Source organism: Phycicoccus sp. M110.8 (genome assembly GCF_032464895.1).
Lineage (GTDB): Bacteria > Actinomycetota > Actinomycetes > Actinomycetales > Dermatophilaceae > Pedococcus.
On record NZ_JAWDIC010000001.1, the window covers coordinates 743,166 to 765,614 of the forward strand.

20 protein-coding genes are annotated in these 22,449 nt (G+C 73.2%); 11 read left to right on the forward strand and 9 right to left on the reverse strand.

All coding sequences use genetic code 11. The features are described 5' to 3' along the window. The first annotated feature begins 85 nt into the window (after nucleotides 1–85). Together RKE38_RS03505 and RKE38_RS03510 are read left to right on the forward strand one after the other, a co-directional pair. Complete coding sequence (locus RKE38_RS03505) at nucleotides 86–1,957, forward strand: Na+/H+ antiporter (protein ID WP_316006060.1); 1,872 nt, start codon at nucleotides 86–88, stop codon at nucleotides 1,955–1,957. A gap of 35 nt (nucleotides 1,958–1,992) precedes the next feature. After that, nucleotides 1,993–2,658: a Maf family protein gene (locus RKE38_RS03510; RefSeq protein WP_410055448.1), complete on the forward strand. Its 666-nt coding sequence runs from the start codon at nucleotides 1,993–1,995 to the stop codon at nucleotides 2,656–2,658. 123 nt (nucleotides 2,659–2,781) lie between these two features. Here RKE38_RS03510 and RKE38_RS03515 read toward each other — a convergent pair whose 3' ends face one another. Together RKE38_RS03515 and RKE38_RS03520 are read right to left on the reverse strand one after the other, a co-directional pair. Further along, nucleotides 2,782–4,419 (reverse strand): acyl-CoA carboxylase subunit beta, encoded by a 1,638-nt coding sequence (locus tag RKE38_RS03515; RefSeq protein WP_410055427.1) that lies wholly within the window; start codon nucleotides 4,417–4,419, stop codon nucleotides 2,782–2,784. A 64-nt stretch (nucleotides 4,420–4,483) separates the two neighbouring features. Then, nucleotides 4,484–5,665 carry an acyl-CoA dehydrogenase family protein gene (locus tag RKE38_RS03520; RefSeq protein ID WP_316006062.1) on the reverse strand — a complete coding sequence of 394 codons (1,182 nt, stop codon included), beginning with the start codon at nucleotides 5,663–5,665 and terminating at the stop codon, nucleotides 4,484–4,486. 101 nt (nucleotides 5,666–5,766) lie between these two features. On the opposite strand from RKE38_RS03520, the gene RKE38_RS03525 reads away from it, so the two are divergent. Further along, nucleotides 5,767–6,165 carry a MerR family DNA-binding transcriptional regulator gene (locus RKE38_RS03525; RefSeq protein ID WP_316006063.1) on the forward strand — a complete coding sequence of 133 codons (399 nt, stop codon included), beginning with the start codon at nucleotides 5,767–5,769 and terminating at the stop codon, nucleotides 6,163–6,165. Nucleotides 6,166–6,209: 44 nt separating this feature from the next. Then, nucleotides 6,210–6,911, forward strand: coding sequence for a M50 family metallopeptidase (locus tag RKE38_RS03530; RefSeq protein WP_316006064.1), 702 nt, complete (start codon nucleotides 6,210–6,212; stop codon nucleotides 6,909–6,911). A gap of 45 nt (nucleotides 6,912–6,956) precedes the next feature. On the opposite strand, the gene RKE38_RS03535 is transcribed toward RKE38_RS03530, so the two are convergent. Continuing rightward, the gene (locus tag RKE38_RS03535; RefSeq protein WP_316006065.1) at nucleotides 6,957–7,925 is read right to left on the reverse strand and encodes a PfkB family carbohydrate kinase; all 969 of its coding nucleotides are present in this window, start codon (nucleotides 7,923–7,925) and stop codon (nucleotides 6,957–6,959) included. Nucleotides 7,926–8,004: 79 nt separating this feature from the next. Between RKE38_RS03535 and RKE38_RS03540 the strand changes: the two genes are divergently transcribed. Further along, nucleotides 8,005–8,766, forward strand: a complete 762-nt coding sequence (locus RKE38_RS03540; RefSeq protein ID WP_316006066.1) for a lysophospholipid acyltransferase family protein — start codon at nucleotides 8,005–8,007, stop codon at nucleotides 8,764–8,766. Between the two features lie 43 nt (nucleotides 8,767–8,809). Here the strand turns inward: RKE38_RS03540 and kynA are convergent, their stop codons facing one another. Next, nucleotides 8,810–9,667, reverse strand: coding sequence for a tryptophan 2,3-dioxygenase (kynA, locus tag RKE38_RS03545; protein ID WP_316006067.1), 858 nt, complete (start codon nucleotides 9,665–9,667; stop codon nucleotides 8,810–8,812). A 112-nt stretch (nucleotides 9,668–9,779) separates the two neighbouring features. Here kynA and RKE38_RS03550 point away from each other — a divergent pair, with 112 nt between their 5' ends. Beyond that, entirely contained in the window at nucleotides 9,780–11,549 is a 1,770-nt protein-coding gene (locus RKE38_RS03550; protein ID WP_316006068.1) for an acetyl/propionyl/methylcrotonyl-CoA carboxylase subunit alpha, read from the forward strand. A gap of 113 nt (nucleotides 11,550–11,662) precedes the next feature. On the opposite strand, the gene RKE38_RS03555 is transcribed toward RKE38_RS03550, so the two are convergent. The 4 genes from RKE38_RS03555 to RKE38_RS03570 form a co-directional block, all read right to left on the reverse strand. Beyond that, nucleotides 11,663–12,358, reverse strand: a complete 696-nt coding sequence (locus RKE38_RS03555) for an antitoxin (RefSeq protein WP_316006069.1) — start codon at nucleotides 12,356–12,358, stop codon at nucleotides 11,663–11,665. A gap of 225 nt (nucleotides 12,359–12,583) precedes the next feature. Further along, nucleotides 12,584–13,999 (reverse strand): NAD(P)H-quinone dehydrogenase, encoded by a 1,416-nt coding sequence (locus RKE38_RS03560; protein WP_316006070.1) that lies wholly within the window; start codon nucleotides 13,997–13,999, stop codon nucleotides 12,584–12,586. A gap of 84 nt (nucleotides 14,000–14,083) precedes the next feature. Further along, on the reverse strand, nucleotides 14,084–15,334 hold the full coding sequence (locus RKE38_RS03565; RefSeq protein WP_316006071.1) for a YncE family protein: 1,251 nt from the start codon (nucleotides 15,332–15,334) through the stop codon (nucleotides 14,084–14,086). After that, nucleotides 15,331–16,209, reverse strand: a complete 879-nt coding sequence (locus RKE38_RS03570) for a polysaccharide deacetylase family protein (protein WP_316006072.1) — start codon at nucleotides 16,207–16,209, stop codon at nucleotides 15,331–15,333. The genes RKE38_RS03565 and RKE38_RS03570 overlap by 4 nt, the downstream gene beginning before the upstream one ends. Nucleotides 16,210–16,292: 83 nt before the next feature. On the opposite strand from RKE38_RS03570, the gene RKE38_RS03575 reads away from it, so the two are divergent. Further along, entirely contained in the window at nucleotides 16,293–17,144 is an 852-nt protein-coding gene (locus RKE38_RS03575) for a purine-nucleoside phosphorylase (RefSeq protein WP_316006073.1), read from the forward strand. A gap of 12 nt (nucleotides 17,145–17,156) precedes the next feature. Continuing rightward, entirely contained in the window at nucleotides 17,157–18,866 is a 1,710-nt protein-coding gene (locus RKE38_RS03580) for a phospho-sugar mutase (protein WP_316006074.1), read from the forward strand. 33 nt (nucleotides 18,867–18,899) lie between these two features. Here RKE38_RS03580 and RKE38_RS03585 read toward each other — a convergent pair whose 3' ends face one another. Further along, nucleotides 18,900–19,391 (reverse strand): hypothetical protein, encoded by a 492-nt coding sequence (locus RKE38_RS03585; protein WP_316006075.1) that lies wholly within the window; start codon nucleotides 19,389–19,391, stop codon nucleotides 18,900–18,902. A 204-nt stretch (nucleotides 19,392–19,595) separates the two neighbouring features. Between RKE38_RS03585 and RKE38_RS03590 the strand changes: the two genes are divergently transcribed. From RKE38_RS03590 to deoC, 3 genes are all read left to right on the forward strand, one after another. Further along, complete coding sequence (locus tag RKE38_RS03590) at nucleotides 19,596–19,958, forward strand: response regulator (RefSeq protein ID WP_316006076.1); 363 nt, start codon at nucleotides 19,596–19,598, stop codon at nucleotides 19,956–19,958. A 117-nt stretch (nucleotides 19,959–20,075) separates the two neighbouring features. Next, nucleotides 20,076–21,347: a S1C family serine protease gene (locus RKE38_RS03595; RefSeq protein ID WP_316006077.1), complete on the forward strand. Its 1,272-nt coding sequence runs from the start codon at nucleotides 20,076–20,078 to the stop codon at nucleotides 21,345–21,347. A gap of 91 nt (nucleotides 21,348–21,438) precedes the next feature. Then, nucleotides 21,439–22,443: a deoxyribose-phosphate aldolase gene (deoC, locus tag RKE38_RS03600; RefSeq protein ID WP_316006078.1), complete on the forward strand. Its 1,005-nt coding sequence runs from the start codon at nucleotides 21,439–21,441 to the stop codon at nucleotides 22,441–22,443. Nucleotides 22,444–22,449 lie beyond the last annotated feature (6 nt).

Genomic DNA, 22,449 nt, shown 5'->3' on the forward strand with positions numbered 1-22,449 from the left:
GGTCGGGCGCAAGAGGGCCGGCCGCCCGCGGCGCCGGTGAGACGGGAGTCGGCGGGGTGCCCCGGCGGGTGCGAGGATTCCCCCCGTGGAAGCAGCAACGGCGATCGTCGCCATCATCGCCGTGGTCGTCGTCGTGGCCGGGCTCGCCCAGCGGTTCGGCTTCCTGGCACCCCTGGCCCTGCTCGTCGTGGGGGTGGGCATCAGCTTCGTGCCGGTCATCCCCGAACCGGCCCTGAGCTCCGAGCTCGTCCTGGTCGGCCTGCTGCCCCCGCTGTTGTATGCCGCCGCGATCCGCACGTCGCTGGTGGACTTCCGGGCCAACTGGAGCCCGATCCTGGCCCTGTCCGTGGGGCTCGTCCTCTTCACGGCCGCGGGCGTGGGCCTCGTGACGTGGTGGGCCCTGGGCGTGCCGTTCGTGGTGGCCTTCGCGCTCGGCGCCGTCGTGGCCCCGCCGGACGCGGTGGCGGCGACCGCGGTCGCGAGGCGCATCGGCCTCCCCCGCCGGATCGTGACCATCCTCGAGGGCGAGTCGCTGCTCAACGACGCGACGGCCCTGGTGTCGCTGCGGACCGCGTCCGCGGCGATCATCGCCGCCGGCAGCGTCACGTTCGCCTCCACCGCCGTGGACTTCGGTCGCGCAGTGGTGCTCGGCGTCGGTGTCGGGGCGGTCGTGGCGCTGGGTGTGGCGTTCGTGCGCCGCAAGGTCACCGACCCGGTGATCGACACCTCGATCTCGTTCATCGTCCCCTACGTCGCCTACCTTCCGGCCGAGCACTTCCACGGGTCCGGGGTGCTGGCCGTCGTCGTCGCGGGCATCGTGCTGGGCCACAAGTCACCCGTGGTGCAGAACGCGTCCTCGCGCCTCAGCGAGCGGATCAACTGGCGGACCACCCAGTTCATCCTCGAGAACGTCGTCTTCCTCATGCTCGGCATGCAGATGCGCCGGCTGGTCAAGGACGCCCTCGACTCCGGTGTGGGTCTGGGGCGGCTCATCGGGGTCTGCACCCTCGTGGTCGTCACGGTCATCGTGCTGCGGCCGCTCTACGTCTTCCCCTTCAAGTGGGTCGAGTCGAAGATCAAGGGCGGCGGCCCGCAGTTCCGGCCCTCCAACAGCGCGGTCATCTCCTGGGCCGGCATGCGCGGCGTGGTGACCCTCGCGGCCGCCTTCGCGCTCCCGGAGCAGACGCCGGAGCGGCCCGTCCTCGTGCTCGCCGCCATGTCGGTCACCGTGGGGACGCTGCTGCTCCAGGGCCTGACGCTGCCGTGGCTCGCCCGGCGGCTCGGGGTGCGCGGTCCCGACCCCCGCGAGGACGCCCTGCAGGAGGCCACCATCCTGCAGGCCTCCGTCGCCGCGGGCCTCAAGGCCCTCGAGGAGCACGACGAGGCGGACGAGGAGACGATCGACCTGCTGCGCCGTCGCGCCGAGAACCGCACCAACATCGTCTGGGAGCGGCTCGGGCAGGGCCGGGAGGACGCGAGCGAGACCCCCAGCGCGGCATACCGGCGGCTGCGGATGCACATGCTCGGCGCGGAGCGCGAGGAGCTGCTCAAGATCCGCGACGCGGGCAACGTCGACCAGGAGATCCTGGTCCACGTCCTGGCCCAGCTCGACCTCGAGGAGTCGATGCTCGACCGCATCGAGGAGCGCTCCGACGAGCTGCGCGAGGACCCGCTGCTGCCGCCGGAGCGGGCGGTCGACGAGTGCGAGCACCTCGCCGCGCACCACGACCGGTTCGTGCCGCCGCTCACCCCGCACGGCTGCCAGGAGTGCCTCGAGCTCGGCGACACCTGGGTGCACCTGCGGCTGTGCCTCGACTGCGGGCACGTAGGCTGCTGCGACTCCTCGCCCAACAAGCACGCGAACAAGCACTTCGAGGAGACCGGTCACCCGGTCATGCGCAGCTTCGAGCCGGGCGAGGCGTGGCGCTGGTGCTTCGTCGACGAGCAGGTCGGCTGACCCGGCTGCGCAGCGGCTAGGTTGTGCGCGTGACCCTGCACCTCGTCCTCGCCTCCGCCTCACCCGCCCGCAAGAAGCTCCTGGTCGCCGCGGGCGTCGAGGCGAGCATCGTCGTCAGCGAGGTCGACGAGGACGCAGCCGTCCGCGACGCCCGCCACGTCCACGGTGACGAGCTCGGCGCGGAGGACGTCGCCCTCCTGCTCGCGCGCGCCAAGGCCGAGGACGTCGCCGCCCAGGTCGACGGCGCGCTCGTCCTCGGCTGCGACTCGGTGCTGGAGCTCGACGGGGAGATCCACGGCAAGCCGGCGTCGGTGGCCGAGGCCGTCTCGCGCTGGTCGCGGATGAGCGGCCGGTCCGGCGTCCTGCACACGGGTCACTGGGTCGTCGACACCCGCGACGCCGACGAGGGCGGCACGGGGGCGACGCTCGGCGCGACCGCGGCGACCACCGTCCACTTCGCCCGGCTCGAGGCCGAGGAGGTCGAGGCGTACGTCGCCACCGGCGAGCCGCTGCGCGTGGCCGGCGCGTTCACCCTCGACGGGCTCGGCGCGCCGTACGTCGCCGGCATCGAGGGCGACCCCAGCAACGTCGTCGGGCTGTCGCTGCCCCTGCTGCGCGAGCTGCTCGCCGAGGTCGGCGTGCCGTGGCGCGACCTGCGCGCCGCCGCCTTCCAGGGCGCCCAGGGCGAGCGCGGCGCCTGACGCCGGGGCCGGAGCGGGGCCAGGGCGCCGACACCTCCGCAAAACGGCGGTTGCTCGGCAACCCGCGGGACAACAACCCGCGGTATGCCGCGCAACCGCCGTTTTGCGGGTAACCCAGGGCGGTCAGACCGGGGGGATGTCGCGGCGCTTGGTGGCGAAGTGGCGCTCGCGGTTCTTCGCGTAGCGCAGCCGCAGCAGCAGCTCGGACCGCAGCGCATCGGCCTCGATCACCTGGTCGAGGACGAGGTCGGCGGCGAGCCGCTCGAGGTCGACGTCCTCCTCGTACTCGCGTCGCATCTGCTGGACGAACGCGTCCCTGGCCTCGGTGCCCTGCTCGGCCTCGATGGCCGCGATCCTGTTGGCGTACACCGCGTTGACGGCTGCCTCCGGACCCATGACCGCGATCCGTGCCGTCGGGAGCGCGATCGTCGCGTCGGGCGCGAACCCCGGGCCGCCCATGGCGTAGAGCCCGGCGCCGTAGGCCTTGCGGACGATGACGCAGAACTGCGGGACGGTGGCCGACGAGACCGCCGAGACCATCTTGGCGCCGTGCCGGATGATGCCGCCGCGCTCGACCTCGGAGCCGATCATGAAGCCGGGCACGTCCGCGAGGTAGACGAGCGGGATTGAGTACGCGTCGCACAGCCAGATGAACCGGGCCGCCTTGTCGGCGCTGTCGGTGAAGAGCACGCCGCCCTTGACCGCGGAGTTGTTCGCGACGATGCCGACGGTCTCGCCGGCCATCCGGCCGAAGCCGACGACCAGCTCGGGGGCGAAGAGCGGCTTGACCTCGAAGAACGACTCGTCGTCGACGAGGCCGTCGATCACCTCGTGGATGTCGAACGGCTGGCTCTCGCGCTCGGGCACGGTGTGCCGGGTCAGCGGGCGCGACGGCTCCTCGGGGGCGTACGTCGGCAGCTCCGAGCGCCACGACGCCGGCAGGTACGAGAAGTAGAGCCGGGCCATCTCGATCGCCTCGGCGTCGTCGGACACGAGCAGGTCGCCGACACCCGAGACGGTGCAGTGCATCCGCGCGCCACCCATCTCCTCGAGCGAGACCTTCTCCCCCACGACCATCTCGGCCATGCGCGGGCTGCCGAGGTACATCGACGCGTTGCCCTCCACCATGATCACCAGGTCGGTGAACGACGGGATGTACGCGCCGCCGGCCGCGCTCGGCCCGAACAGGCAGCAAACCTGCGGCACCTTGCCGGACAGGGCCACCTGGTTGTGGAAGATGTGGCCCGCACCCCGCCGGCCGGGGAACATCTCGACCTGGTCGGTGATCCGCGCCCCCGCGGAGTCGACGAACCAGAAGACCGGCAGCTCCTCACGCAGCGCCATCTCGGTCGCGCGGACGATCTTCTCCACGGTGCGCGCACCCCAGGACCCGGCCTTCACGGTCGGGTCGTTGGCGATGACGATGGCGGGGCGGCCGTCGACGGTGCCGCGGCCGGTGACGACGCCGTCGGCGGGCAGTCCGGTGGCCGTCGCGTTGGCGTAGCGGCCGTCCTCGACGAACGACCCCTCGTCGAACAGCAGGGCGATCCGGTCACGGACGTAGAGCTTGCCCTGGCCGTCGAGCTTGGCCTGCGCCTTATCCGGCGCCGAGGCGGAGGCGTCGTGTGCCGCGGCGAGCCGCTCGCGGACGTCGGTCACCTTCGGGTCGGAGCCCGAGTCACCACCGACCGCGAACGGGGCGGACCCGGGCCCGGTGGACGCGGACCGGGTGGACGACGCTGGCGTGGAGGTCACCGGCATACCCTCTCGAACTTCGGTGGACGAACGGATTGCGTTACGGGGCAATGACTTCTGGGGTGCAGGTTCAGGCGGTCGGCAGGCCGAGGTGGCGTGCGATGACCATGCGCTGCACCTCCGAGGTGCCCTCGCCGATCTCGAGGATCTTGGCGTCGCGGTAGAACCGAGCGACGGGGTACTCCTCCATGAAACCGTTGCCGCCGAAAACCTGGGTGGCGATGCGGGTCGCGGTCACGGCCGCCTCGGTGGAGTACAGCTTGCAGATCGCGGCGGCCTGCTTGACCTCCTTGACCGAGCGGCGCCCGCGCTCGAGCTCGTCCTTGAGCCACGCCGCCTTGTAGGTCAGCTGGCGCGAGGCCTCGACCATGACCGCGAGGTCGGCGATCTGGAAGGAGACGCCCTGGTTGACCCCGATCGGCTTGCCGAACGCCTTGCGGGTCTTCGCGTACTCGGTCGTCTCCTCGAGCATCCGCTGGCTCATCCCGACCGCGAGCGCGGAGATGGCGATGCGGCCGTCGTCGAGCGTCTTGAGGAACTGCTTGAAGCCGTCGCCCTCGTTGCCGAGCAGGTTCGAGGCGGGCACCCGGCAGTCCTCGAACGTGAGCCCGTGGGTGTCGGAGGCGTGCCACCCGAGCTTGTCGTATGCCGGCTCGACCGTGAATCCCGGTGTGCCGGAAGGGATCATGATGGCCGAGATCTGGGCCGAGCCGTCGTCGGCCGTGCCGGTACGGGCGGTGACCGTCACGACGGAGGTGATGTCCGTGCCCGAGTTGGTGATGAACGCCTTGGCGCCGTTGACGACCCACTCCTCGCCGTCGCGGACGGCCCTGGTGCGGGTGGCCCCGGCGTCGGAGCCGGCGTCCGGCTCGGTGAGGCCGAATCCGGCGAGCGCGCGGCCGGCGACGAGGTCGGGCAGGAAGCGCTCCTTCTGCTCCTGGCTGCCGTACGTGAGGATCGGGTTGATGCCCAGGCCCACGCCGGCCGACAGGGTGATCCCGATCGACTGGTCGACCCGGCCCAGCTCCTCGATCGCGACGCAGAGCGAGGTGAAGTCGCCGTCGTCGCCCATGCCGCCGAACTCCTCCGGCACGACGAGCCCGAACAGGCCGAGCTCGCCCATCTTGGGCACGAGGTCGGACGGGAAGTGGTGGTCCTTGTCCCACTGGGCGATGTGCGGCTCGACCTCGGCCTGCGCGAACTCCCGCACGACCTTGCGGAAGTCCTCGTGCTCCTTGCTCAGCTCGAACATCGCTTCACTCCTTCGTGGGGCGCGCGCCGAGGATCACCCGGCCACGCGGCATACCCGCCATCGCTTGACGTTGACGTAAACGTAAAGCAATACTCGCGGGTATGCCAAGCCCCACCGCGACCGAGCAGCGGACCTGGACGATCCGCGAGGTCGCCGAGGAGTTCGGGGTCACCCACCGCACCGTCCGCCACTACGAGGACCTCGGGCTCATCTCCCCCGAGCGGCGCGGCACCCAGCGCGTCTACCACCGGCGCGACCGCACCCGGCTGGGGCTGATCCTGCGCGGGCGGCGCCTCGGGTTCCCGCTCGAGGAGATCCGCACGATCATCGACCTCTACGACCGGCCCCGGGGCAAGGCCAGCCAGCTCGAGTACGTGCTCGGCCAGATCGACGAGCGCCGCACCGACCTCGAGCAGCGTCGCCGCGACCTCGAGGACGCCCTCACCGAGCTCGACGAGTTCGAGCGCCGCTGCCGCGAGGACCTCGACCGGCTCCGCTGAACCGTCGGGACGGTCCCACAGGCTGCTGGGCTAGGTTCGCCGCCGTGAACTGGGACGAGGTCGGGGCACGCGTCGTACCCACCGACGGCATCGCGCTGGCCCCGTCGGCGGTGCTCACCTCGCTCGCCGTCGCGCTCGTCGTGGTCGGCGTCGCCCCGGTCTGGCAGGCCCTGCGGGTCGTCGTGACGCTGGTGCACGAGCTGGGCCACGCGCTGGTCGGCATCGCGGTCGGCCGCCGTTTCACCGGCTTCGTGCTTCGGGGGGACATGTCGGGCCACGCCGTGACCGTGGGCCCGTCCCGCGGCGCCGGTCGCGTGGTCACGACGTGGGCCGGCTACCCCGCCCCCGCCGTCCTCGGCGCGGTCCTGGTCTGGGCCGCCGGTCGCGGCTGGGCGGCGCCGATGGTGACCGCCGGACTCGTGGTGCTCGTGGTCGCCGTGCTGAGGGTGCGTTCGGCGCTCACCGCCCTGGTCATGGTGCTCGTGCTCGCCGCGAACGCAGCCCTGTGGTGGTGGCGGGACGACCGGGTGCAGGCGACCGTGCTCGTGGCCCTCGGCGTGGTCCTGCTCGTCGGCGCCTGGCGGCACCTGGCCGCCGTCGCCGGCAGCCGTGACCGCGGCAGCGACCCGGCTGTGCTCGCCGCGCTGACCCGCGTGCCCCGCGGGCTGTGGACGTCGACCTTCGTCCTGGTCTGCGCGGCGGCGACCGTGTGGGCCGGCCGGGTGCTGCTCGACCTCGTGCGCTGACCGACCCCGTCGAGGAGTCGCGCCGCCACCGGCCCGGTCGCAGAGTCAGTGGTCCTGGGCCGCGAGGAAGGCGTCGATCTCCGCAGCCGTGGGGGCGGTTGCCGGTCCCCGCCGGGTGACCTTGATCGCCCCGGCGGCGTTGGCGCGCCGGGCCGCCGTCACCCAGTCCGTCCCCCGGGACACCTCGGCGACCAGCACACCCGTGTGGGTGTCCCCGGCGCCGTTGGTGTCGACCGCCTCCTGCGGGTACCCCGGCAACGCCTCGGTCCGGCCGTCCAGGCGCAGGTGGCACCCGCGCGCCCCGTCCCGGACCACGGCGACGGCGCCGCCCGCGACCGCGCCACCCGCCAGCGCGCCGCCCGCCAGCGCGCCGTCGGCGAGCCGCTCCGCGACCGCCGCGACGGAGTCCACCGGGTCGGCGCAGCCAGTCAGCTGCTCGGCCTCCTCAGCGTTGCTCGTCCACACCGCGGTGCGCTCGAGCACGTGCTGCTGCAGCGAGGGTGCGAGCTCGCCGAACGCCGCACCCGGGTCGAGCACCACCAGCACCCCGTCGGCCAGGTCGTCGAGCCACTCCAGCAGGGGGTCGCGGGTCCGTCCCACGAGCGAGAACCCGCTGACGCAGACGAGGTCCCCGGCTACGGGCCGGCTCGTCGCGAGGCTGGCCGCGCTGATCCTCCGCTCGGCACCCTGGGTCGTGACGAACGTGCGCTCGGCGCTCGGCTCGACCATGACGACGCAGATGCCGGTGTCGAGGCCGTCGACGACCGGGCTCGACACCACGACTCCCTCGGCCGCGAGCGCCGAGCGCACGAGGTCGCCGTTAGGCCCCTCGCCCACGGCTCCGGCGTGCACCGCGTCCGCGCCCGAGCGGGCGGCGGCGACGAGGATGTTGACGGCTCCCCCGGCATACCGCTCGTAGCTGCGGGCCACCGCGTTCCCGCCGCGCCGCGGCAGCGCGTCCACCTCCACGACCACGTCGACGAGGGCCTGTGCCGTGTGGATGACCCGCGTCATGTCCGGAAGTATGCAGGTGGCCGCTACCGTCGGCAGGGAGGCCGGCGAGCGCTCCGGCCCGGGCACTGCAGGAGGGGACGTGCGCGACCTGGTGTACCCGCCGATCGTGGTCGCGGCCAAGCTGGGCCTGCGGCTGCTCGGCCAGCAGGTCGACCTGGCCGGAGCCGAGAACGTCCCGCGCCACGGGGGCGTCGTTCTCGCGCTCAACCACCTCGGCTACCTCGACCCCGTCTACGGCGGCCTGGCCGCCGACCCCTCGCGGCGGCTCGTGCGGTTCCTGTCCAAGCGCGAGCTGTTCGAGCACCGGTGGATCGGCCCGGTGATGAGGGGCGTTCACCACATCGAGGTCGACCGGGCCGAGGGCGGGCGGTCGCTGGAGACGGCCGTCGAGTACCTCCGCGCCGGCGAGGCCGTCGGCATCTTCCCCGAGGCGACGATCTCGCGGTCGATGGAGCTCAAGGAGTTCAAGACCGGCGCGGTGCGCATCGCCGCCGCTGCCGGCGTGCCTGTGGTCCCGGTGGTGCTGTGGGGCACGCAGCGGGTGCTCACCAAGGACCACCCGCGCGACCTCACGCGCGGGCGCACCGTCACCATCCGGGTCGGCGCCCCGAGGAGGTATGCCGCGACCGACCCGGTCGCCGACACCGCCGACCTGCGCGCGGTGATGGGCCGGATGCTGGAGGAGGCGATCGCGGCCCACCCCGCGGACGAACAGCCGCCCGGGTCGTGGTGGCTGCCCGCCCGGTTCGGCGGCTCGGCGCCGACGCCCGAGGAGGCGGCCCGGCTCGACGCCGAGGAGAAGGCGCGTCGGGCTGCCCGTCGCGAGGCGCGACGGGGATAGTCCGGAGGCTGCCGGCAGGACGCCCGTGGCCGAGCGCCGGTGGCTACACCCGGGTGCGGACGGCGTAGAGCTCGGGGAAAAAGGTCAGGTCCAGCGCCCGGCGCAGGAAGTCGACGCCGGACGACCCCCCGGTGCCCCGCTTGTGGCCGATGGTGCGGGTGACGACCTGCAGGTGGCGGAACCGCCACTGCTGGAAGTTGTCCTCGATGTCGACGAGCTCCTCGCAGGTCTCGTAGACGCCCCAGTGGTCGCGCGGGGCCGCGTAGACCTTGGCGAAGGTGTCGACGAGCGCCTCGTCGGCCCGGTAGGGCTGGGACCAGTCGCGCTCGAGCAGGCCCTGCGGCACGGCATACCCGCTGCGGCCGAGGTGGCGCAGGAACTCGTCGTACAGGCTCGGCTGGTGCAGCAGCTCGGCGAGCATCGCGCGGGCCTCCTCGTCGTGCTCGAAGACCTGCAGCATCTCGGCGTTCTTGTTGCCCAGCAGGAACTCCACCGCGCGGTACTGCCAGGACTGGAAGCCCGAGCTCGTCGCGAGGAACGGCCGGATGAGGGCGTACTCGCTCGGGGTCAGGGTGGCCAGCACCGACCACTGGCCCGTGAGGACGACCTGGATGTGCTTGACGCGCGCGAGGCGCTTGAGGGCCGGCGCGAGGTCGTCGGCGGCGAGCAGGTCACGGGCCGAGCGCAGCTCGTGCAGCATGAGCTTGAGCCACAGCTCGGACGTCTGGTGCTGGATGATGAAGAGCAGCTCGTCGTGCTGGGCGGGCACGCTGCGCGGGTGCTGCGCCGACAGCAGCCGGTCGAGGTCGAGGTAGTCGCCGTAGGACATCGCGCGGGAGAAGTCGCGCTCGACCGTCTCCTCGAGGTGGCGCAGGGCGCGGGCGTCGTCGGCGGTGCTCATGGGGCACACGATAGGGCCCGGCCGTGGCCCCAGTGGACGCGTCGTCGACTGTCACCCATGCCACACCCCCGTCGCCGTGGGTGCCGTGACGGAAACGGCTAGGCTCCGCGACATGGCGCCCATCTCCAAGGTCCTCATTGCCAACCGCGGCGAGATCGCCGTCCGCGTCGCCCGTGCCTGCGCCGACAGCGGCCTCACGTCGGTGGCCGTGTATGCCGAGCCGGACCGGGACGCCCTGCACGTGCGCGTGGCCGACGAGGCCTACGCCCTCGGCGGCACCACGCCCGGCGACTCCTACCTGGTGCAGGAGAAGCTGATCGAGGTCGCCAAGAAAGCGGGCGCCGACGCGGTGCACCCCGGCTACGGCTTCCTCTCCGAGAACGCCTCCTTCGCCCAGGCCGTCATGGACGCCGGGCTGACCTGGATCGGGCCGCCGCCGCACGCCATCGACTCCCTCGGCGACAAGGTGAAGGCCCGGCACATCGCTGCTCGCGCCAACGCCCCCCTCGTGGCTGGCACCGCCGACCCGGTCGCCGACGCCGACGAGGTCGTGGGCTTCGCCAGGGAGCACGGGCTCCCGGTGGCGATCAAGGCGGCATACGGCGGCGGTGGTCGCGGCCTCAAGGTCGCACGCACCATCGAGGAGATCCCGCACCTGTACGACTCGGCGGTGCGCGAGGCGGTCGCCGCCTTCGGCCGCGGCGAGTGCTTCGTCGAGCAATACCTCGACAAGCCGCGCCACGTCGAGACCCAGTGCCTCGCCGACCAGCACGGCAATGTCGTGGTCGTCTCCACCCGCGACTGCTCGCTGCAGCGCCGGCACCAGAAGCTCGTCGAGGAGGCGCCCGCGCCGTTCCTCACCGACGAGCAGAACGCCGAGCTGCGCCGGGCGTCGAAGGCGATCCTGTCCGAGGCCGGGTACGTCGGTGCCGGGACCTGCGAGTTCCTCGTCGCCCAGGACGGCCGCATCTCCTTCCTCGAGGTGAACACCCGCCTGCAGGTCGAGCACCCCGTCACCGAGGAGGTGACCGGCATCGACCTCGTCCGCGAGCAGTTCCGCATCGCGAACGGCGAGGAGCTCGGCTACGACGACCCCGAGCCGGTGCGCCACTCGATCGAGTTCCGCATCAACGGCGAGGACGCCGGCCGCGGCTTCCTGCCCGCGCCGGGCACCGTCTCGGTCTTCGACCCGCCGTCGGGTCCCGGCGTGCGCCTGGACTCGGGCGTCGTCTCGGGCGACGTCGTCGCCGGGGCGTTCGACTCGATGCTGGCCAAGCTGATCGTCACCGGCCGCGACCGCCAGCAGGCCCTCGAGCGCTCGCGCCGGGCGCTGGCCGAGTTCGTCATCGAGGGCATGCCCACGGTCCTGCCGTTCCACCGCGTCGTCGTCGAGGACCCCGCGTTCGCGCCGGAGGGCGACAAGCCGTTCACCGTGCACACGCGGTGGATCGAGACCGAGTTCGACAACCAGATCCAGCCGTATGCCGGGCCGGTCGCCGATGCGCCCGAGGACGCCGGCGAGCGCCAGACCGTGGTCGTCGAGGTCGGCGGCAAGCGGCTCGAGGTCGTCCTGCCCGGCGGGCTCTCCCTCGGTGGCGGTGGTGCCGCGGCCAAGAAGAAGGCGCCCCGGCGCTCCTCGTCCGCCAAGGGCGGCGGCGCCGCGTCGGGTGACTCCCTCACCGCGCCCATGCAGGGCACCATCGTCAAGATCGCCGTCGAGGAGGGCCAGCAGGTCGAGGCGGGCGAGCTCGTCGTCGTGCTCGAGGCGATGAAGATGGAGCAGCCGATCAACGCCCACAAGGCCGGCACCATCACCGGACTCGCGGCCGAGGTCGGCCAGACCGTCACCAACGGCGCGGTCCTGGCGGAGATCAAGGACTGACCCGGCTGCCGGCGCACCCCACGCCGGCACCACCCACCCCACGACGAAGGGCGCCTCCCCGGCGGGAGGCGCCCTTCGTCGTGTCGGGCGGTCAGGAACCGGTCAGGAACCGGTCAGGGGCGGCCGAACGGCGGGAGCTCCTTCTCGGGTGCGCCGGCATCACCGGTGTCCGGTCCGGGGCCGGCCGTGCTCGTCGTCCCCGGCTCGTCGGTCGGCACCTGCACGGGCCCACCGGAGTCCGGCTGCCCGCCGCCGGGAGCCGGCTCGTCGGGCTGCGGCTCGCCCTGCTGGGTCGGGCCACCCTGCGGGAGCGGGTCGGCATCCGGGTCCGAGGGCTCCGGGGTGGTGGGAACGTCACCCGGCGACCCGGCGTCCGCGGGCCGCCCCGGCTCGGGGTCACCGGTCCCCGGGCTGGGGTTCGGCGCCGGCACCGGGCTCTCCTGCGAGGACGCGGGCGGCGTCCTCGAGGCCCCCGGCCCCGGCTCCGGCTCCGGGGTGGGCACCGGCCCCGGCTCCGGGGTGGGCACCGGCCCCGGCTCCGGGGTGGGCACCGGACCGGGTTCGGGCTCGGGGGTGGGCAGCGGCGCAGGCGCGGTCGGCGGCTGGCCCGGGTCCGGGTCGGCCGGCGCCCCCTGCGGCGGCAGCCCGAGCTTGTCGCGCAGGACGTCGCCACCCTTGTCGACCTGGTCGGCATACCGCCCGCCCGTGCGCTGGTCGATGAGGTCCTCGACCTTCTCGATCGCCGAGTCGGCCTTGTCGGGGTTCCCCTTCGCGAAGTCCTTGATCTTGTCGAGCCACTCGCCAGCCATCGTCTGCCTCCGGTTGGAACGCGTCGTGCTGGGCACCGGGCGGCACCCGTCGTTCGACCCTACCGAGGCCCGGCCGACCCGGCCCGTCCTGCAGCCGGTCCACCGCCGCGCCGCCTCCCCACCCGACAACAACTCCCCACTTGTTGCCACGTGGTGGTCACCACGCCGGCGATGGGGACCCTTCGTGACCACCACGTGGCAACAAGTGGGAAGGGAGGAGACGGGTCAGTCGCGGGGGTGGAGCTGGCGCGCGGCCTCGGCGATCGAGCCGGACAGCGACGGGTACACCGTGAAGGTGCCCGCGAGCTGGTCGACGGTCAGCCCGTGCTGCACCGCGATCGTGACGGGGTAGATGAGCTCGGACGCCTTGGGCGCCACCACGACCCCGCCCACCACCGTGCCGACCCCGCGCCGGGCGAACAGCTTGACGAAGCCGTCGGTGATCCCCTGCATCTTGGCGCGCGGGTTCGTCGCGAGCGGCAGCATCACGCAGGTCGCGTCGACGGTGTCCTCGTCGACGTCCTTCTGCGAGTAGCCGACCGTGGCGATCTCGGGGTCGGTGAAGATGTTCGCGGACACGCCACGAAGGTTGAGCGGGGCCACCGCGTCGCCGAGGGCGTGGGCCATGGCGATCCGCCCCTGCATGGCGGCCACGGACGCGAGGGGCAGCACGCCCGTGCAGTCGCCCGCGGCATACACGCCTCGCACGGAGGTTCGCGAGACGCGGTCGGTGACGACGTGACCCGACTCGCTGAGGGCGACCCCGACCTCCTCGAGTCCGAGCCCGGACGTCTGCGGGACCGAGCCGACGGCGAGCAGGGCGTGCGAGCCCTCGACCTCGCGGCCGTCGACGAGGCGCACGACGACACCGTCGTCGGTACGCCGTACCGACTCCATCCGCGAGCGGCCGAGGACCTCCATGCCGCGCTTGCGGAAGACGTCCTCGATGACCGTGGCGGCGTCGGCGTCCTCACCGGGCAGGACCCGGTCGCGGGAGGACACGAGCGTGACGCGGGCGCCGAGGCCGAGGTAGGCCTGTGCCAGCTCGGCACCGGTGACGCCGGACCCGACGACGACGAGGTGGTCGGGCAGCTCGGGCAGCTCGTAGATCTGCTGCCAGGTGAGGATGCGCTCGCCGTCGGGTCGCGCGCTGTCCATCACGCGCGGGGTGGCACCCGTGGCGAGGAGCACCACGTCGGCGGCCAGAGTGCGGGTCGAGCCGTCCTCGAGGGTGGCCTCGACCTTGGAGGGCGACAGCAGCCGGCCAGTCCCCCGCAGCACCTCGACGCCGTCGGACGCCAGCCGCTCGCCGATGTCGCGGGACTGCGCGGCGGCGAGCGCCATGACCCGGCGGTTGACGGTGACGAGCTCGGCGACCGAGTCGGACACCTCGTCGCCCTCGTGGTCCTCGAGGTGCAGCCCGAGGTCGGAGGCGGTCTCGAACTGGGAGCGGAAGTCCGCGGTGGAGATGAGCGCCTTGGACGGCACGCAGTCGGTGAGCACGGCCGCTCCCCCGAGGCCGTCGCGGTCCACGACCGTCACGGACGCGCCGAGCTGGGCGGCGACGAGGGCGGCCTCGTACCCGCCGGGGCCGCCACCGAGGATCACGACGGAGGGCTGGGGCGCGTTCACGGCCCCCATCCAACCACTGGGGGCGCCGGCGCCTGCCACCGCGTCAGTGGCGGCAGGACCGCCACCAACCGCGCCACCACGCCGGAGCGCCGGTCAGCGCATGTTGCCGGTGTGGCCCAGCGAGAACCGCCCCGGCTGCGGCCAGACGCACAGGCCGTGCGGCCCGCTGTCGACCTTGATCGTGTGGGTGACCTTGCCGGTCGTGGTGTCGAAGACGTAGACGACGTGGTCGTACCGTCCGGCGAGCCACAGCTCGTCACCCATCGCGGTCACCCCGCCCATGTCCGGCGAGCCGCCGCCCGGGATCTTCCACAGCGCCACCTTGGCCAGGGTGCTGCTGTCCAGGACCGTGATCGAGCCGGCGTCGCGGTTCGACACGAACAGGCGCTTGGCGTCCCGCGAGGGGTAGATGCCGTGGGCCCCCATCGCGGTGTGGATGAAGCGGGAGATCTTCTGCGTCTTCGCGTCGATCACCCAGACGCCGTTGCGCAGCATGTCGGCGACGAGGAACCAGCGGCCGTCGGGCGTCAGCCGCACGTCCTGCGGCATGGCGGACGCGCCGGGCATCAGGCCCTGTTTCGGGCTGCCGGGCATGTTCATCGCCTGGCGCGGCGACGTCGCCCCGGGGGTCTTTACCTTGTTCAGGTCGATGACCTTGCGGACCTTGCGGGCCTCCGCGTCGATCACGAGCAGCTTGCCGGAGAACTCGCAGCTGGCGACGAAGAAGCTCTCGTCGGCGCTGAAGTCGGCGTGGTTGACGCCGTGGCACGGGACCGGCAGCGAGCGCTGCAGCTTCATGGTCTGCGGGTCGCGGACGTCGATGCGCCGCAGCCGCTCGGCCATGACCAGGGCGTGCTTGCCGTTGGGCGTGAAGTACAGGTTGTACGGGTCGTCGACCGGGACGGCCTTGCCCTGCTTGCCCGTCAGCGGGTCGATCGGGATGAGGTCGTTGCCGAGGTCGTCGTTGACCCACAGCGTCTTGAGGTCCCACGACGGCACGACGTGCTGCGGCTCGCGGCCGGTGCTGAACCGGCGGATCACCTTGTACGTGCGCGGGTCGATGACCTGCACGGTGTTGGCCATGGTGTTGGGCACGTAGACGAGCGGCTTGGCCTTCGCCGCCTCCGGCGAGAGCATGCCGGCGCCGTCGTGCTCGTAGACGTTGGTCGCCGCGGCGGTCGTCGTGCTCGAGGACGACGCCTGCGACGCGCTGGTGCTCGGCGTGGTCGTCCCGGACGTGTCGCTCACCGACGGGCTGCAGGCGGACAGCACGCACCCGGCCGTGACGGCCCCGGCGAGGGCGGCGAGGCGCAGGCGCGCGGCCGCCGGTCGGCGTGTCCTCACGCGACGTCCCGCAGGAGGGTGCTCAGCCCGACCGGGCGCAGCCCCATCCGGGACAGGTCGGTGAGTATGCCGGGCAGCGCCTCGGCAGTGCCGGGGTGCCCCAGGTGCAGGCTCACGATCGACCCGGCCCGCACCTGCGCGCGGGTGCGCTGCCGGACCGCGGCAGCGCCGGGGTCGAGGAAGTCCTGGGGGTCCACGTCGTACGACACGCAGCGAGCGTAACCAGCGCGGCGGGCCGCGGCGCGGATGCGCGCCGTGCTGTGCAGGGTGCCACTGGGCCGGAACCACCAGCCGGCCGAGCCGAGGGCCTTCTCCAGGGCGGAGACGCCCTTGGCGACCTCGGCGTCGGCGGTCGCCGCGTCGAGGGTCTTCATCTGCTGGTGGCTCCACGTGTGGTTGCCGACCTCGTGGCCGGCGGCCAGCACGGCGCGGGCCAGCTCGGGGGCGGCGGTGACCCACGTGCCGACCGCGAAGACGGTGACATGGGCGTCGGCGGCCTTGCAGGCCTCGAGGACCTGCTTGGTCAGGGAGGCGGGGCCCTGGCCGTGGAAGGTCAGGGCCACCTCGGACCGGTCGCGCGGCCCGTGGACGATGTCGTCGCCGGGCCGGGAGGCGATGCCCGGCTTCACGAGGCCGCCACCTGCCGTGGCCGTGGATGACCCGGTCGCCGTCGAGGTGGCCGACCCCTTGGTGGTGGTCGTCGACGGCGACGTCGGGGAGCCACTCGCCCCGGACTGCCCGCCCGGGTGGTCGGACGTCGAGCACGCGGCCGTGGTGAGCGCGACTGCCGCCGCCCCGAGCACCGCCCGGCGCGTCGGCGCGGGCCCCCGACCGGCTGGGCGTTCGGGCAGGACGGGGTCTGCGTCGCTGTTCACGCCGGGCATGGTCGCAGGTCTCCTTGGGAAGTCGATCAAGACACCCCTGCGCGCAGGGCCCCGGCCGTCGCTACGCTTCCGGGGTGAGTGAGCAGAGCCGCCCGTCGCCGGGCACGCCGGACCTGTCCGACCCCGCCGTGGACCCCTTCGACGTCGCCCGCGCCGCGGCCGCCGTGATCGCCGAGCGCACGGGCGCCGAGCGCCACGACGTGGCCCTCGTCCTCGGGTCCGGCTGGGGGCAGACCGGCGACCTCATCGGGGAGACGCTCGCGACCATCGACAACGAGGACGTGCCCGGCTTCGGCCGCGCCGCCGTCGCCGGCCACTCCGGCACGATGCGCTCGGTCGCGATCGGCGACACCGGCAAGCGGGCCCTGGTCTACGGCACCCGCACCCACTTCTACGAGGGCCGCGGCGTCCGCGCGGTGGTCCACGCGGTGCGCACCGCCGCCGCGGCGGGCTGCTCGACGATCGTCCTGACGAACGGCTGCGGCGGCCTCAACCCCGCGTGGCGCCCCGGCACCCCGGTCCTCATCCGCGACCACATCAACCTCACGGCGCACTCCCCCATCGAGGGCGCGAACTTCGTCGACCTCACCGACCTGTACTCCCCCCGCCTGCGCGAGCTCGCCCGCAGCGTCGACCCCGACCTCGACGAGGGTGTCTACGTGCAGTTCCGCGGCCCGCACTACGAGACCCCGGCCGAGGTGCAGATGGCCAAGGTGCTCGGCGGCGACCTCGTCGGCATGTCGACCACGCTCGAGGCGATCGCGGCCCGCCAGTGCGGGCTGGAGGTGCTCGGCATCTCACTGGTCACCAACCTCGCCGCCGGCATCAGCGACCAGCCCCTCTCGCACGAGGAGGTCCTCGAGGCCGGCCAGGCCGCTGCGGAGCGGTGCGGTCGGCTGCTCGCCGCCGTGGTCGGCCGGATCTGAGAGGAGCACCCCATGACGTATGCCGCGCGCCACGGCCGCGACGGGTCCACGCCCGAGACCCACGGCCACGAGGACGAGCTCGTCGAGGCCGCCCAGCACTGGATCGACGACGACCCCGACCACGACACCCGGGTCGAGCTCGGTGACGTCCTCGTCCGCGCCAAGCAGGGCGACGAGGAGGCGCTGGCCGACCTGTCGGACCGGTTCGCCGGGATGCTCGAGTTCGGGACCGCCGGGCTGCGGGGTGCCATCGGCGCCGGGCCCAACCGGATGAACCGCGCGGTCGTGATCCGCGCGGCGGCCGGGCTCACGGCATACCTCGAGGAGACCGAGCCCGAGCCCTTCGTCGTGGTCGGCTACGACGCTCGGACCAAGTCCGACGTCTTCGCCCGCGACACCGCGGCGGTGGTCGTCGGTGCGGGCGGCCGGGCCGCGGTGCTGCCGCACGTGCTGCCCACCCCCGTGCTCGCCTTCGCGATCCGCTACCTCGGCGCCGACGCCGGCGTCATGGTCACGGCCAGCCACAACCCGCCGCAGGACAACGGGTACAAGGTCTACCTCGGCGACGGGTCGCAGATCGTCCCGCCGTCCGACAGCCGGATCGCCGGGCACATCGCGCGGGTCGCGCAGGTCGCCGACGTCCCGCTCGCCGACGACGGCTGGGAGACCCTCGGCGACGACGTGCTCGAGGCGTACCTCGACGCGACCGCGCGGGTCGTCGCACCCGACAGCCCGCGCGACCTGTCGGTGGTGCACACGGCCCTGCACGGCGTCGGCAGCGACACCCTCATGCAGGTCTTCGAGCGGGCCGGCTTCCCGGCACCGACCCCGGTGGCCAGCCAGGAGCACCCGGACGCCGCCTTCCCGACCGTGACCTTCCCGAACCCGGAGGAGCCCGGCGCCATCGACGCCGCGCTCGCCCTCGCCGAGGAGGTCCGGCCCGACATCGTCCTGGCCAACGACCCCGACGCCGACCGGTGCGCGGTCGCCGTCCCCGACGGCGGGCAGTGGCACATGCTGCGCGGCGACGAGGTGGGCGCCCTGCTCGGGGCGCACATCCTCGCCCGCGGGGTGCCGGAGGACGCCGTGTTCGCCAACTCGATCGTCTCCTCGCGGCTGCTCGCGGCCATGGCGAAGGACGCCGGCATCCGCCACGAGGAGACCCTCACCGGCTTCAAGTGGATCTCGCGGGTCGAGGGGCTGCGCTACGGCTACGAGGAGGCGCTGGGCTACTGCGTCGACCCGGCGACGGTGCGGGACAAGGACGGCGTGAGCGCCTGCCTGCTCATGGCCGAGCTGGCCGCCACGCTCAAGGCGCAGGGCCGCACCCTCACCGACCTGCTCGACGAGCTCGCGGTGAAGCACGGCGTCCACGCCACCGACTCGTTCTCGGTGCGGGTGGCCGACCTGTCGCTCATCGGCACCGTGATGGCGCGGCTGCGCGAGCAGCCCCCGACCGACGTCGGTGGGACCGCCGTCGCGCGCGCCGACGACCTGGCCACGGGCAGCGAGTCGCTGCCGCCGACCGACGGCCTGCGCTACCACCTCGAGGACGGCAGCCGGGTCATCGTCCGGCCCTCCGGCACCGAGCCGAAGCTCAAGGTCTACCTCGAGGTGGTCGAGCCGGTCGCCGACGAGGAGGCCCTGGACGAGGCCAAGGCCGCCGCCGCCGAGCGCCTGGCGGCCCTGCGCGAGGCGATGTCGGCGCTCACCACGCCCTGAGGCCGCTCACCGGGGCCTGAGCCCTCCGTCCGGCTAGGACTTCCGCCAGAACCGCTTCCTGCCTCCCGACGCCTCAACCGGGTCGGGGGACGGCGCCACGGGGTCGGCGTCCCGGACCACCTGCCGGTCGCCCTCGAAGTCCTGGGCCTCGCCCTCGAGGGCGACCAGCAGCAGGCTGACGAAGTGGCCGGCCCCCTGGTCCCCCGTGACCGCCTCGAGCTCCACCTGCCCGTCCTCGACGAGGAAGTGGAAGGCGTCCAGGTCCGACAGGCGCAGCTCGGTGATCCAGACCGCCTCGAGAAAGCTCGACACCTGCCGCGGGCGCGTGCCCGGCCGGTACCGGACCAGGGCGACCAGCAACCGCTCGGGGTCGTCGGTGACCTCCACCTCCACCTGCGCGAACATCACGCTCGAGACGAGCCGGCGTCGCAGCCGGGCCGCGGCGTCGTCCAGCGGCGCACCGGAGGCGGGCGGCAGGTTGTTCGTCACCGCCTCACGGAGCTGCAGGAATTCCGCGCGGTCCACGCGGGCGAGCGTGCCCGACTTGGGCGGAAACGGCAATGGTGTCCACCGCACGGCGCGTCGCCCGGCGTCGACGGCCGCGCGGCCGGCCGACGGGGAAGATGCAGCGCGCGGAACCGGCCGATCCCGGGCCGCGGCGCCATAGGGTTGCGGATGACCTGGTCCGGCCGTGCCCGGGGACGGACAGCTGCTCGGGAAGGACCGGCGATGAAGGTTCTCGTGGTGGAGGACGACATGGACATCCAGGACCTCGTCGTGACCCTGCTCACCCGTGACGGGCACACGGTGGTCGCCGAGGCGGAGGGCTGGGACGGCCTGGCCGCCGCGCTGGCGCAGGCACCCGACCTCGTGGTCCTCGACTGGATGATGCCGGGCATGAGCGGGGTCGACGTCTGTCGCGCCCTGCGTGCCGACGCCCGCACCAAGGACGTCCCCGTGCTGATGCTCACCTCCAAGGCGCAGGAGGCCGACATCGACCAGGCGTTCACGGCCGGAGCCGACGACTACATGGTCAAGCCGTTCCGCGGGCGCGAGCTGGTCAGCCGGGTCCGCGCCCTCGCCACGCGCTAACGGCATACCGCCGCCACCGCACCCACAGCGACCGCTCAGGCTCGGTACAGCCGGGGTCCACCCGCGAGGTGTGTCGTGGGGTCCATCGATCCCCGACCCGAACCGCAGGTGACCCCGATGCCAGCCCTCCGCCGCTCCATCGCCCTCTCCCTCGTCACCGCCGGCGCCCTGGCGGCCGGCGCCGTCGGCTACGGCGGGTACCAGCTGGAGAGTGCCCTCCGGGCCTCGAACGGCACGGTCGCGGTCGGCGGCACGAGCGCCGGCACCGAGCCCGCCCGATGGGGTGGTGGCCGGTATGCCGGGGACTCCGGCGCGTGGGACAGCGACGGTTGGTGGGGCGCCGGCAGCGACGGCACCGGTGCGGGCGGCTCCGGCACGGACGGCTCCGGCACCGGTAGCTCCGGCACGGGCAGCCCCGGCACCGGCAGCCCCGGCACGGCCACCGCCGCCGGGACGACGACCGAGGCAACGGCCCGGCAGCTGCGCGGAGTCGTCGACATCGTCACGACCGTCGACTACGGGCAGTCCCAGGCCGCCGGCACGGGCATCGTCCTCACCTCCGGCGGTGAGGTGCTCACCAACAACCACGTCGTCGACGGCGCCACGACCATCACGGTGACCGTGCTCTCGACGGGCCGCAGCTACGTCGCCACCGTCGTCGGCACGAGCCCGACCAACGACCTCGCAGTCCTGCGCCTGCGCGGCGCGAGCGGGCTCACGACGGCACCGATGGGCACGTCGTCGTCGGTCGCCGTCGGGGACGCGGTCACCGGTGTCGGCAACGCCGGCAACGATCCCGGCACCGCCGCGGCGAGCGGCACGGTCACGGCCCTCGACCAGCAGGTCACCGCGAGCGACGGCGACGGGACGAGCGAGACGGTCACCGGCCTCATCCGCACGAGTGCACCGATCCAGTCCGGCGACTCCGGCGGCCCGCTGCTCGACAGCGCCGGCAAGGTGATCGGCATCGACACCGCCGCCGAGACGAGCGGTTACGCCGGCCAGACCGTCGCCGGCTACGCCATCCCGATCGACCACGCCCTCGACGTCGCGACGGCCATCCTGTCGGGCACCGACAACGCGACCTACCACCAGGGCCTGCCGGCGTTCCTCGGCGTGCAGACCGGTGGCTCGGGCGCGTATGCCGGGTCGACCGCCGCGGGTGTGCCGGTCGTCGGCGTGGTCACCGGCTCCGCCGCCGAGCGCGCGGGCCTGCAGGCCGGCGACACCATCACCCGGGTGAGCGGGACGGCCGTCTCGTCCCAGACGGAGCTCACCGGTGTGCTGGCGCGACGGTCGCCCGGCGACCGCGTGGTCGTGTCCTGGGTCAACTCCTCCGGGGTGGCCCACCACGCGACGGTGACCCTCGGGTCCGGCCCCGCGGACTGACGGCCGACCCGGGCGGGACAACTCAGCGACGCGGCGCAGCCACCCCAGCGGCGCGGCGGGGGCACCCGCGCGGCCCGGCTAGGATTGGTCGGTGAGCACCTCCCCCGCCGCGGCCCCCGTCGTCGACGCGACGGCCCGCGCCCGTGACCTCCTCGGCGTCTCGCGCCTGTCCAACAGCGCACTGACGAGCTGGCTGCACGGCCTGCCCGGCGTCGACCAGGTCGGCTGCGAGGCCCGCGCCGCCTCCCTCGGCACCCGCTCGATCAAGACGACCTCGAAGGCGTGGGGCATCGACACCGCGATCTCGATGATCGACCTGACGACGCTCGAGGGCGCCGACACCCCCGGCAAGGTGCGCGGGCTGGCGTCCAAGGCGCTCACCCCGGACGCCACCGACATGACGACCCCGCGCCCCGCCGCCGTGTGCGTCTACGGCGACATGGTCGCCACCGCCAAGCAGGCCCTCGGCACCGACAGCGGCGTCAAGGTCGCCGCCGTCGCCACCGCGTTCCCGAGCGGGCGCGCGATCATGCCCGTCAAGCTCGCCGACACCGCCGCGGCGGTCGACGCCGGGGCCGACGAGATCGACATGGTCATCGACCGCGGCGCGTTCCTGTCGGGCGACTACCTCACGGTGTTCCGCGAGATCGCGGCCGTGAAGGAGGCCTGCGGCTCCGCGCGGCTCAAGGTCATCATGGAGACCGGCGAGCTCGTGACGTACGACAACGTCCGCCGCGCGTCCTGGCTGTCGATGCTGGCCGGTGGCGACTTCATCAAGACCTCCACCGGCAAGGTCTCGCCCGCCGCGACCCTGCCCGTCACCCTGGTCATGCTCGAGGCGGTGCGCGACTGGCGCGACCTCACTGGCGAGATGGTCGGGGTCAAGCCCGCCGGGGGCATCCGCACGAGCAAGGACGCGCTGAAGTTCCTCGTGACCGTCAACGAGGTCGCGGGCGAGGACTGGCTCGACAACCACTGGTTCCGCTTCGGCGCCTCGAGCCTGCTCAACGACCTGCTGCTGCAGCGCCAGCGCATGCGGATCGGTGCCTACTCGGGCTCCGACTACGTCACCGACGACTCCCCCAGCCTGTACTGACCTCCC

Coding starts and splice junctions, on each gene's coding strand:
- RKE38_RS03515 (WP_410055427.1), bottom strand. CDS start 4,419: ATGCCGGTGACCTCCACGCCAGCGTCGTCCACCCGGTCCGCGTCCACC.
- RKE38_RS03520 (WP_316006062.1), bottom strand. CDS start 5,665: ATGTTCGAGCTGAGCAAGGAGCACGAGGACTTCCGCAAGGTCGTGCGG.
- RKE38_RS03525 (WP_316006063.1), top strand. CDS start 5,767: ATGCCAAGCCCCACCGCGACCGAGCAGCGGACCTGGACGATCCGCGAG.
- RKE38_RS03535 (WP_316006065.1), bottom strand. CDS start 7,925: ATGACGCGGGTCATCCACACGGCACAGGCCCTCGTCGACGTGGTCGTG.
- kynA (WP_316006067.1), bottom strand. CDS start 9,667: ATGAGCACCGCCGACGACGCCCGCGCCCTGCGCCACCTCGAGGAGACG.
- RKE38_RS03550 (WP_316006068.1), top strand. CDS start 9,780: ATGGCGCCCATCTCCAAGGTCCTCATTGCCAACCGCGGCGAGATCGCC.
- RKE38_RS03555 (WP_316006069.1), bottom strand. CDS start 12,358: ATGGCTGGCGAGTGGCTCGACAAGATCAAGGACTTCGCGAAGGGGAAC.
- RKE38_RS03560 (WP_316006070.1), bottom strand. CDS start 13,999: ATGGGGGCCGTGAACGCGCCCCAGCCCTCCGTCGTGATCCTCGGTGGC.
- RKE38_RS03580 (WP_316006074.1), top strand. CDS start 17,157: ATGACGTATGCCGCGCGCCACGGCCGCGACGGGTCCACGCCCGAGACC.
- RKE38_RS03590 (WP_316006076.1), top strand. CDS start 19,596: ATGAAGGTTCTCGTGGTGGAGGACGACATGGACATCCAGGACCTCGTC.
- RKE38_RS03595 (WP_316006077.1), top strand. CDS start 20,076: ATGCCAGCCCTCCGCCGCTCCATCGCCCTCTCCCTCGTCACCGCCGGC.